The organism is Bradyrhizobium sp. (assembly GCF_016462955.1).
In the GTDB taxonomy this organism is placed as follows: domain Bacteria; phylum Pseudomonadota; class Alphaproteobacteria; order Rhizobiales; family Xanthobacteraceae; genus Bradyrhizobium.
The window spans coordinates 27,995-38,044 of record NZ_JAEMSD010000003.1 but is presented as its reverse complement, the minus strand read 5'-3'; the positions used below and the strand labels follow the sequence as shown (position 1 = coordinate 38,044).

General features: G+C 60.1%; 5 protein-coding genes and 4 pseudogenes. 5 read left to right on the top strand and 4 right to left on the bottom strand.

Annotation, left to right across the window (positions count from 1 at the left end; all coding sequences use genetic code 11):
- Window positions 1–1,389: glycosyl hydrolase family 17 protein (locus JHD07_RS00800; protein ID WP_291617985.1), on the top strand; the 1,389-nt coding region annotated here is incomplete at its 5' end.
- A 500-nt stretch (window positions 1,390–1,889) separates the two neighbouring features.
- Window positions 1,890–2,216 (top strand): DUF6522 family protein, encoded by a 327-nt coding sequence (locus JHD07_RS39640; protein WP_366863929.1) that lies wholly within the window; start codon window positions 1,890–1,892, stop codon window positions 2,214–2,216.
- Between the two features lie 51 nt (window positions 2,217–2,267).
- Here the strand turns inward: JHD07_RS39640 and JHD07_RS00795 are convergent.
- Both JHD07_RS00795 and JHD07_RS00790 read right to left on the bottom strand, forming a co-directional pair.
- A pseudogene (locus JHD07_RS00795) lies at window positions 2,268–2,855 on the bottom strand (transposase); the annotation flags it as partial.
- 241 nt (window positions 2,856–3,096) lie between these two features.
- Entirely contained in the window at window positions 3,097–4,278 is a 1,182-nt protein-coding gene (locus JHD07_RS00790) for an acyltransferase (protein ID WP_291618011.1), read from the bottom strand.
- 514 nt (window positions 4,279–4,792) lie between these two features.
- On the opposite strand from JHD07_RS00790, the gene JHD07_RS00785 reads away from it, so the two are divergent.
- The 3 genes and pseudogenes from JHD07_RS00785 (at window position 4,793) to JHD07_RS00775 (ending at window position 6,902) form a co-directional block, all read left to right on the top strand.
- Window positions 4,793–5,233, top strand: coding sequence for a multicopper oxidase domain-containing protein (locus tag JHD07_RS00785; protein WP_291617984.1), 441 nt, complete (start codon window positions 4,793–4,795; stop codon window positions 5,231–5,233).
- A 53-nt stretch (window positions 5,234–5,286) separates the two neighbouring features.
- Window positions 5,287–6,063: pseudogene (locus tag JHD07_RS00780) on the top strand (copper resistance protein B).
- Window positions 6,064–6,596: 533 nt separating this feature from the next.
- Entirely contained in the window at window positions 6,597–6,902 is a 306-nt protein-coding gene (locus tag JHD07_RS00775; RefSeq protein ID WP_291617982.1) for a hypothetical protein, read from the top strand.
- A gap of 234 nt (window positions 6,903–7,136) precedes the next feature.
- Here JHD07_RS00775 and istB read toward each other — a convergent pair.
- Together istB and istA are read right to left on the bottom strand one after the other, a co-directional pair.
- Window positions 7,137–7,948, bottom strand: a pseudogene (gene istB, locus JHD07_RS00770) (IS21-like element helper ATPase IstB).
- A pseudogene (istA, locus tag JHD07_RS00765) lies at window positions 7,945–9,497 on the bottom strand (IS21 family transposase). The pseudogenes istB and istA overlap by 4 nt, the downstream one beginning before the upstream one ends.
- Window positions 9,498–10,050: the final 553 nt, after the last annotated feature.

Below are 10,050 nucleotides of genomic sequence, written 5' to 3'. Positions count from 1 at the left end.
GCCCAACTTGCGAAGGTAACCGACTGCATTCGTACCTATGCGACCGATCTTGGTCTCGATCAAATTCCCGAGCTCGCGGCTAAGGCGGGGCTTAAAGTCATTCAGGGAATTTTCCTTGATAGGAACCGCCAAAAGAACGCAACGCAGATATCGACGGGAATAGGCCTGGCCAGGAAATTTCCGGAAACCATCATCGCGCTCGTCGTTGGGAACGAGGTCTTGTTGCGGAAGGAAATGTCAGTTTCCGACCTCGCCGCCACCATCCGCTCGATCAAGGCGCAGGTCACCGTCCCCGTCACCTATGCCGACGTCTGGGAGTTCTGGCTCAGCAATCGCGAGCTTGGCGACGCCGTCGATTTCGTCACGATTCATATCCTGCCATATTGGGAGAATGTCCCCATCCCGGCGGAACGTGCCGCCGCTCACGCTGACACCATTCGCCGAAGGGTCGTGGCGGCGTTTCCGGGCAAGGAGATCTTGATCGGAGAAATAGGCTGGCCGAGCGAGGGGCGAATGCGCGCGTCATCGCTGGCATCGCGGGTCAATCAGGCGCGGGTGGTCTCGGAGGTTCTCGACCTTGCCCGGCGCGAGCATTTCCGCGTCAATCTGTTTGAGGCCTATGATGAATCCTGGAAGCGAGAGATCGAGGGGACGATCGGCGGATATTGGGGCCTGTTCGATTCCGAGCAGCGCACGCTGAAATATCCGCCCGGCGTCCCCATCAGCAACTTTCCGCGCTGGAAGCTGCAAATGTGCAGCGGATTGGCGCTGGCGATCCTGGTATTCGGCGTCGCATGGCTGACTGTGCGCCGCAGGGCGACGGAGCTCGGGTTCCTGCCTTGTTTTGCGGTCGGGCTGTCGGCGACCACAGCCGGAATCCTGTTTGGGGTGGCCGCCAAAAAAATTCTCTATGAAAGTTACGGAACGGGTGGCTGGCTTCTGTGGGGCTCACTTCTGGCGGCGGCAACGGCTGCGCCCGTGTTGGGCGCCAACGCACTTATGTCGGGTCGCGCGCCGCCAAGCTTTTTGGAATTGTTGGGTCCGACCGGCTACCACACTGAATCGGTGCTGGTGACCATCCACGGACTGGCCTTGATGGTAACCGTCGTGATCGGCACGGCGACCGCATTCGACCTTGTATTTGACCCGCGCTTCATTGATTTCCCTTTTGCGCCTCTCACCATGGCGGCGGTGCCTTTTGCGGCCATGACGCTGCTCAATCCTCCCACCAAAGGAAGCCGCCCTTTGGCGGAATCGCTGTTTGCCGGCATTTTTGTTGCAACGGCAGTCTATACTGGGTTCAACGAAGGGCCGAAGAACTGGCAGTCGCTGTGGACTTGTGCTGCGTTTCTACTGCTTGCGACGACGCTTTGGCGGGCGCGTGCCTAAATTAAGAATGCCTTCTATCCGCGCAGCCTGACGCGGTCCTCGCGCGCGCAGTCGGTGATGAAGCCGATGAGGGCACCCAACGGGGCAAGCTCGACCGGCTGGGGATAGCCGGCTCCAAACACGCAGGACAGCGCGCAAATCCCTGGTCCGGACCGCGTAGCCGCAAGCATGTCCCCCTGCGACGAACAGTGCATCAACCGGGAGGGAGAGACGGCGTGCCGAAAAGAAGATGCTGCGGTCGAGAGCAGCTCAGACTGGATTCAAAACCAATACCGTAATCCTAAGTGGGGACGGATGTAAGAGGCTGGTGGAAGCATGGCGGACCTGCTCAGGCAATGGGACAATCGCTTGCAGGGGGCTCCGATAGCCAAGGTCAAGTAGGCGTTGATGAGCAAAATCACGCCTGACCTTCTCGGCCGCATTGCTGTAGTCTATGTGCGGCAATTGATCATGGTGCAAGTCATGGGCAATCTGGAAAGGGTAGGCAAGGAGGCCGTCGCATGACCGGCGCCGAAGATCTGTCCGCGTCAGCTTCGACTATTCCCCCGGCTTCGAGAGCCGCCAAGAAGCCGGCCCTTCAAAGTCGCACCGAACATGCCATAGAGTGCTGCGATAAAACGTTCTTGCTCGATGCTGCGGTCATTGGCGAGCTTCTGCACGTACCCGCCCCACGGGTGCCGGCTCTGATGCGTAAAGGGAAGATCACGACCGCCTGCGAGCGCGGCGTCAACGCGCATGCTGGTGAATTCCGCCTGACCTTCTCTTACCAGAATCACCACGCGCGACTGGGGACGGCTCGAGAGGACGCATCCTCCGCAAATCGGTGATTGACTTCGGCGATCAGCCCGCTCCGGACGCCCCTGCATCGTGATCCAGACGATCAGTAGGTTGCGCAGATACTGGTCGCCGATCTTGGTGATCCGACCAAGCCTCGCCCTGCCGCCGGTCGAGTTCTGGCGCGGCACTTGACCGAGCCATGCCGTAAGATGGCGGCCGGATCGGAACGACGTCGGGTCCGTGATCGTGGCGGGCAGCGCTGAAGCGGTGGCCGCCGCGAGCTCGGGTGGGCCTTAGATGTCTTGGGGCACAACGATTCCGAACTCAGGCATGTGAGGGCAAAGCCCATTGCCCGGCATGGTACGCGGGCTCACCAGCAATTCGCGCCCGCGGTGCAAGACAAGCACGGCTTACCGCCCCGCAGATCGCCTCGGCGTCGGCCTCGTCGTTCTTGCCGCGCCTGAGATAGGTCTTGACGTAGCTCCGCGGCTCCAGCCGGACCGATGACCCAGCGCGCTCAATTCACGCGCCCAATGGTGCGCGGTCGAGCCGATCAGGCAGGCGCAAGCTTTGCAAAGAACTGCACCAGCTCCGACTGCCGCAGCTTCTGTCGCTCGATGACCGCGCCGACGACGTCGACCTGAAAGCCTTCTCTTGGTCATATCCAAGCCGATTGTGGTAACTTGCATGGCCAACGGCCCCTCTCATTGTGGCGTTCATGACCACGTTATGGCACTTCCTGCCGGAGAGCAGGGGCCGTTCACCCCATCATCTTATCGGCCGTGGCGCGCCAAGTCTCATTTCGGATCTTGGCGTGATGCCTCTTCCGCCAGGTTGAGCAGCTCAACTAGCATCAATGCCGACCACGAATGCTCCGGAATCGGCCGGAAGGCGAGAAGCAGCCCAGGCGGGGGCGCTCGCTAGCAAAGCTTAGAGCGCCCGCGTTGCGCCTGGAATCCTTCGCAGGATCGCTGATGCAGCCCAGCTCAGCACCACCGTGAGCGCGAAAGCGATCATCGCCTTGCCGATCGCTGGCGTTCCGAGATCGACGAGCCAGTATTGCAGCCAGAGCACGATCGCGTAATGCACCAGGAACATGCCGTAGGCATCCGCCTGCATCAGATCGAGCATGCTTGAACCAGATCGCTTGAACCTCAGGAAATAGCCGAGGATCGCAAACAGCATGGCGGCGCTGAATGCAGCAAAGAAGATGCCGTAGCTGCCCTCGTACCAAGCCGGCAGCCAAATCGGATTTCCGAGTATCCCCCGTTTGATGTAGATCAATCCCCACAACACGCAATAGGGAGCGAGCGCTGCCATCATCCAACCCCAGTTGCTCCTAGCGAGCCGCCCGTCCGCGCTCAGGAGGCCGCGACTGAGATTCGCGGCACCCACGCCTGCTCCGATGAAGAAGTAGGCGAGATAGAGCAGCACGCGGCTGGCCTGTATGGAGAACGGTCCGAACTCGAACCAACGGAACGCTCCGAAATAGATCCGCGATGGAATGTAGAGGATGGCGGTGGTCACCGCCAGAAACAGGAAGAAATCCGCCGGGCGGTTATAGCCGCGCCGCGACAGGCGATTGATGGGATCAATGACCTTTGGCGAGAGCCGGTACAGCACGCTGGCCGTGAGGTCGAATACCAGCAGCACCCAGATGAACCAGACCGGCCCGCTCGGCCACGGCCCAATCGTGACGGTTTTCCACCAGAACGCAGCAAAGCTTGTATCCGGGAACCGGCGCAGTGCGATCGCGTAGTAGGCGATAGGGGTGATGGTCAGCACCGAGATCGCGAAAGGTAGGGCAAGCCGCAGCAGGCGCTCGCGCAAAAATGTTTGCGTATCCCTATGAGCAAGGCTGGGCCACACGAAGAGCCCAGAGAGGAAAAAGAACATCGCCATGAAGAAGCTATCAGTGGCGAGAATGATCACGTCAAAGCCGATCCACGACTTGGGGTCGGTGTGACCGAAATAGGTGTACGGAATGACTGCGTGGTGGAGCAGGACCAGCAATGTCAGAAATGTACGCGCGCGGTCCAGTGCGATGTTGTGAGCTCTCACCTCTGGTACGGCCAGGACTTCCCGGGATGCAACCGTGTGCGATATTGTCATGCGGCTCCAAGTGCGCTGCTTGTTTACAGAAGGCAACCGAAGATCCAAGTCAGAAAGTACCGATCGAGGCGCCAGCCGACGATCGTCGTCCTTGCACGAAATCACCAGGACAGTGGCTCTCGTCTTTCAGTGCCCCCTCCTTGTCATGTGCCACTTTGGTATCTCCGGCGCGCTCAACGGTGTGGAATCCCTTAAGTCGGCGAGTCCGGAACGGGTTGCGGATGTTTCAGCTTCGTCATCATGTTAGCCGCTTCTCACACGCACGTAGAGATTGATGCTGCTTCTAAAGTTGATAGGCGAGTCACTATTTGATCAGGATCAACCTTGGCGGCTGTCTACTCCGTTTCGCGTACGAGCACCTTGCAGGCCCGCACGGAAAAAAGGCATCATCATCACAGCATGCGCGGTACCTCAGTTGCCATGCGGCACGGCTAGTCCCGGGCCTCTGCGAGAGGACTCTCGTGTCTTCGCCCCCGGCACCGTAACAAAGCCCCTTTCCAACTTCTCTTGTCGCGTGGGGAATATTCGGCTGCCAGATCCGCTTCTCAACGACACCGGAGCTCCTCCAGGCACCAGGGTCCTATCCTACCGCGATCTCAAAGCGCTCAATCCGTACCCGTACAAGCGCTATGACCGCATCATTGAGATGCGGCTGACCGGCAACATGCAGCGATATTTCTGGTCGATAAATGGCCGAAAGTTCAGCGAGGCCGAACCGATCGTGCTGCGCTATGGCGAGCGCGTCAGATGCTTTATCAATGAGACCATGATGAATCACCCGATGCACATCCACGGCACCTGGTTCTTGCCGGAGGTTGGCAATGGTGCCCGCAATCCCAAGAAGCACACCGTCAATATCAAGCCAGGCGCCACGCTCGACGTCGATGTTCCTGCTGACGCCGAAGGCCCCTGGGCATTCATTGCCATCAGCTCTATCACATGGAGACAGGCATGATGCGCAAGATTGAGGTGGTCCGTCAGAGCATAGCGGTACGGTAGGAGGCGATCATGAAGCTTTTCTTGGCGTGCTTTGCTGTCGGTATCGGCTTGTTAGGCTGTCCTGTCTTGCAGACGCCGGCACTTGCTCAGAGCGCTCCTACCAATCAATTCCCTTCGTGGCTCGGCAGCGCACCTGCGCGAAGATTCCCGGATCGAACGCCCTACAGCAACGTCCGGTTCGACAAGCTCGAATGGAATGGTCTAGCGGGCCCCGACAGTAATAGCGCACGCTGGGACATGGAGGCATATATCGGCGGCGATTACGATAAGCTGTTTTTCAAGTCGGAGGGCTTTTACGACGGTCGCATCAGAAAAAGCGCAGGTTCAATTGCTATACTCGCGCTTGATCAGCGACTACTTCAATTTCCAGGCTGGCGTGCGTCAGGACATGTCGGCCAAATCGTCGCGAACCTATGCCGTGATAGGCGTCGAGGGTCTAGCACCGGGCTTCATCCAAACTGATAGCGATTTATATATATGCAAGGAGGGCGAACTCTCCACCTCCTTCACCGCGTTCTACGATCTCTTCATCACAAACCGTCTGATTCTGCAGCCACGCCTTGACGTCAAGCTACAGATGCAGCGTGTCCCGGATTTGGAATTGGGGCGGGATTCACCGATTTGGAACTTGGCGCGCGTCTTCGCTATGAATTTACCCGCAACGTCGCGCCTTATATCGGGGTTACCTGGGATCGCAAGCTCGGCGAAACGGCATCGATTGCCAGACTAAATGGCGAGCCGACATCACGTGTATATCTCGCCGGCGGCGTTCGCCTCACATGGTAATCCACACAGTGGAAGCGAAGTCAGCCGATCAGGCAAGTCAAGGGCCGCTCCAAATTAGAAATTGTGGCCGCGAGAAATAGAGGCGTGGCTGCCCGGTTGCCCGGCGCAGCGCAAAAAGGACAGAATTCATCCTTGGCTGCCGACCCTGATGTTGGTTAAACAGCCGCCGGCAGATTGGGACGGAGCGCGCACCGCAATCATCTGCAGGGCCTTTGAATTAAATTCGGCAATGAACCTTCCACTTTTGATTTTCGACGCTCTCTATCAATTCAGTCGATCCCAAATGCCGCGCAATGTCGGGCCGCACACCTTCTTGCCCCATAGGGCGCAGGACACAGCCGCGCTCGGAATTGTGCCGCTTCGGGTGGTGACGACATTTTACACTAGTGATCCCTCCTCGACCAGATCGTCATCAGCATCGATTCCCCTACTGATCACAGCGCCTCCTAACCCCAAACAAGCGCAACCGGTTGCGCTGGATCAAATATGTAGCCGCCTCGCACCGCTATAATAAATTGCGCTGGGAGGGGCCCATGATCAACTATTGCAGGAAGGTGATCCAAAAGGACGATCGGCAAAATCGGGCCGTCGCCACCGCTAACTTAAAACCAGGGAAGTCAGCAGTGCAGCCTGTGAAGGGCTGGCCCGAGCTCAATGTGGCGTTCGTCTCCCCGTTGCGCGGCGCGCAAAATTGGTCGTCGGAGCAGGACGACCTTCTCCGTGAATTGGTGGACGCCAGCGCGCCGATCGGCGTTATCTGTTCAAGACTGAAGTGCACGCATGACGAGGTCCGTACTCGTGTGCTGGTACTCAGGCTCAGGATTAGAGCCCTAAGATAGGGTGCGGCTTTATTCCTTACAGGTCGTGTCCCTAGTGCCAGGGTGCTCTGTAGAGCTAAGCCGCCCGGACGCGCGCCTTCACATAGCGCCGTAGCGGGTGGGCGGTTGTAGCGCGTCGATCTGGATGGGAAGGCGCGGCAATCTGGATGGCGAGTCAGTGTCGCGGCGAAGTAATGATTGCCGCGCAGAATGTCGCGCGCAAGAGTTTTGTTGAACTCTGATTGTCGCGCAGCGTCAATCAGCGACGGTTTTGGGTGTCGCGTGCGAGGTCGGCCGTCCCGGACCGCGTTTTCGATCGAGCGCGGTGCGTCTGCGGTAGCTCTCGACGTTCATCTCAACGATGGTGGCGTGGTGAACGAGACGATCGATGGCGGCGAGCGTCATGGCGGGGTCCGGGAAGACCTTGTTCCATTCGCCGAACGGCTGATTGGCGGTGATCAGCATCGAGCGGCGCTCGTAGCGTGCGCTGATGAGTTCGAACAGCACGCTGGTCTCGGCCTGATCCTTGGTGACGTAGGCAAGGTCATCGAGGATCAGCAGATCGAAGCGATCAAGGCGGTTGATAGCAGCCTCTAGGTTGAGTTCGCGGCGCGCCACCTGGAGCTTCTGCACGAGATCGGTGGTCCGGGTGAAGAGGACGCGCCATCCGTTCTCGATGAGGGCAAGCCGATGGCTGCCGCCAAGTGGCTATTGCCGCCGCCGGGCGGCCCGAACAGGAGCAAATTGGCGCCCTTGCCCAGCCAGCTGTCACCGGCGGCGAGCGCCATCACCTGCGCCTTGGAGATCATCGGCACGGCCTCGAAGTCGAAGCTGTCGAAGGTCTTCCCGGCTGGCAGCCTCGCCTCGACGAGATGGCGCTCGGTGCGCCGGCGACCGCGTTCGGCGATCTCGTGCTCGGCAATGGTCGCGAGGAAGCGGGCCGCCGGCCAACCTTCCTTGTCGGATTGCTCGGCAAATTGCGCCCACAGCACCTTGATGGCTGGCAGGCGGAGCTCGTTGAGCAACAGATTGAGGCGCGCGGTATCAACGGTGTTGGCCACGCTCATGCGGCACCTCCGGTCTCGGCGGTACCAATGAGGCATTCGTAGGTGGCAAGCGGCGCGAGCTGCACCACGACGTTCGGCAGCTGGGCGGGGTCAGGAGCGAAGTGAGCGCGCAACCGGTTGACGTCGGGCAGTCGGCCGGCGTCAGGATCGGCCGTGAGCTGATCGGCGAGTTCGGCCTCGCAGCCGCGCTCATGAGCAAGCGCGAGGAGATCGACCATGATCCGGCAGGCCTTTTTGTCCGGCAAGCGCTCGCGCAATCGGTCGAAGGTTCTCCGATAGCCCTCCCGCGGAAACAGCCTGTCCCGATAGACCAGATTGAGAAGCGCCATTGGCTTGCGCCGCAGGGAATGGATCACGTGCCGATAATCGACGACCTGATCGTACTTGCCATTGGGATGCGGTCGCCCGCGCGGCAAGGTCAGGAGATGCGTGCCGCCGACGAACACGTCGAGGTGATCGTCGTAGAGCCCGCGCCCGCAGCCGGTGGCCGATCAGGCGCGATGGCACCGTGTAGAACACCTTGCGCAGGGTGAAGCCGCCGGACGACGTCACGCGGACGATCACCTCTTCGTAGTCCGAGGTGCGGCGATCGGGCAGCTCCTGCAACACCATGCGTTCGCTATCGATCCGCTTGGCGTTGCGGGCATTGCGGCGGCTGACGATCTCGTCGATGAAGCCGCGATAGGTGGCAAGATCGTCGAAGTCGACAGTTCCGCGCAGCAGCAAGGCGTCCGCGATTGCTCGCTTGAGATGACCGTGGGGCCCTTCGATCGAGCTATTCTCATGGGCGACGCCTCGATTGTTGCGGGAAGGCCGCATGCCGTAGTGGGCACAAAGGGTCTCGTATCGCTGCGTCAGATCGTCCCGTGCATCGCGATCGAGATTGCAGAATGCGGCCGACAGGCTGTCGGTCCGATGCTCCCGCGGCGCCCGACCGAGCGACCAGAGAGCATTCTGCAGGCCTTCGGCCAGGGCAACGAAGCTCTCGCCGCCGAGCACGACGTGGACGTGCTCGAACCCGCAATAGGCCAAACGGAAGTGATAGAGACGATGATCCAGCGGTGCGCCCGCGATCGTAACACCCAGCTCGCCCATGTCTGTGAAGTCGGAGAGGCCGAGCTGGCCAGGCTCGTGGGTTTGGCGGAAGATCACCTCCTGCTCCTCGCCGTGGATCGCCCGCAAGGCGCGGATACGACGTTCCGGGGTACGACGGATACCGGTGCCGAGATCAGGATGACGTCGGAGCATCTCCTCGAAGACCGCCACCGGGCGTAAGCCAGGTGCCGACTTCAGGATCGGGACGATCTCGGTCTCGAACACCTCGCTCAACGGGTCCGGTCGTCGCCGGCCGCGGGGAGCCTTCCTTTGCGACGGAAGTCGGGTATCTCTCTCGATCCGATAAGCGGTCGACGCACTGAACGACGCCTTGGCCGCCGCCACTGGCGGGCTATCGGTCTGGACGGTACTTCATGTAGAGCCTCATCTGGTGATCTGTGATGTGTCGGCCGGGCAAGCGAGTGATTCCTCTTGGCGGAAGAACCACTTGCATAACCAGCCGGCCGCGATCACCAGTCGGCGCGGTCCCTCGCGGATCGCGCCGACGCCGGGCTCGTAACTCCGGTCGGGCTACGCCCCCCTATGTCACGAGCCCGGCGAAACTCTCTCACCTTGATTGACGCGCTCTTCCATCCTGATCGCCGCGCGACAGTGCGGTGGTCACCGGCAGTTCTCCGTTAGGATTGGCCGTGTGAAGGCCTCCGAATGTGTCGCGCGACTTCACCGGCTCTTCGGCGAGGTATGTCATTCTGCTTGAACAATTGGGGTCCGCGCGTCGTGGCAAGCCGGTCGTAAATGGAGCCGCTGCAAGATCTGAATCGCCGGCGAAAGCCTCGCGCCCTGTTTCATCGAGATCGATGCGGATGCCTTCGTTAGCCAGAGAGGCGAAGTCTCTGCCCAGATCACCGCGTCCACCATGTGCTGATTACAAGTTGCCTGACTTCAGCCGCGCATTGAGCTGCTTCAGCCCCAGCGCTTCCCGGATCTCGATCTCGGCAGCGGCTTCACCAACGTCGAGTGAGGTGCGCGCTTGCGCTACGAGTTCA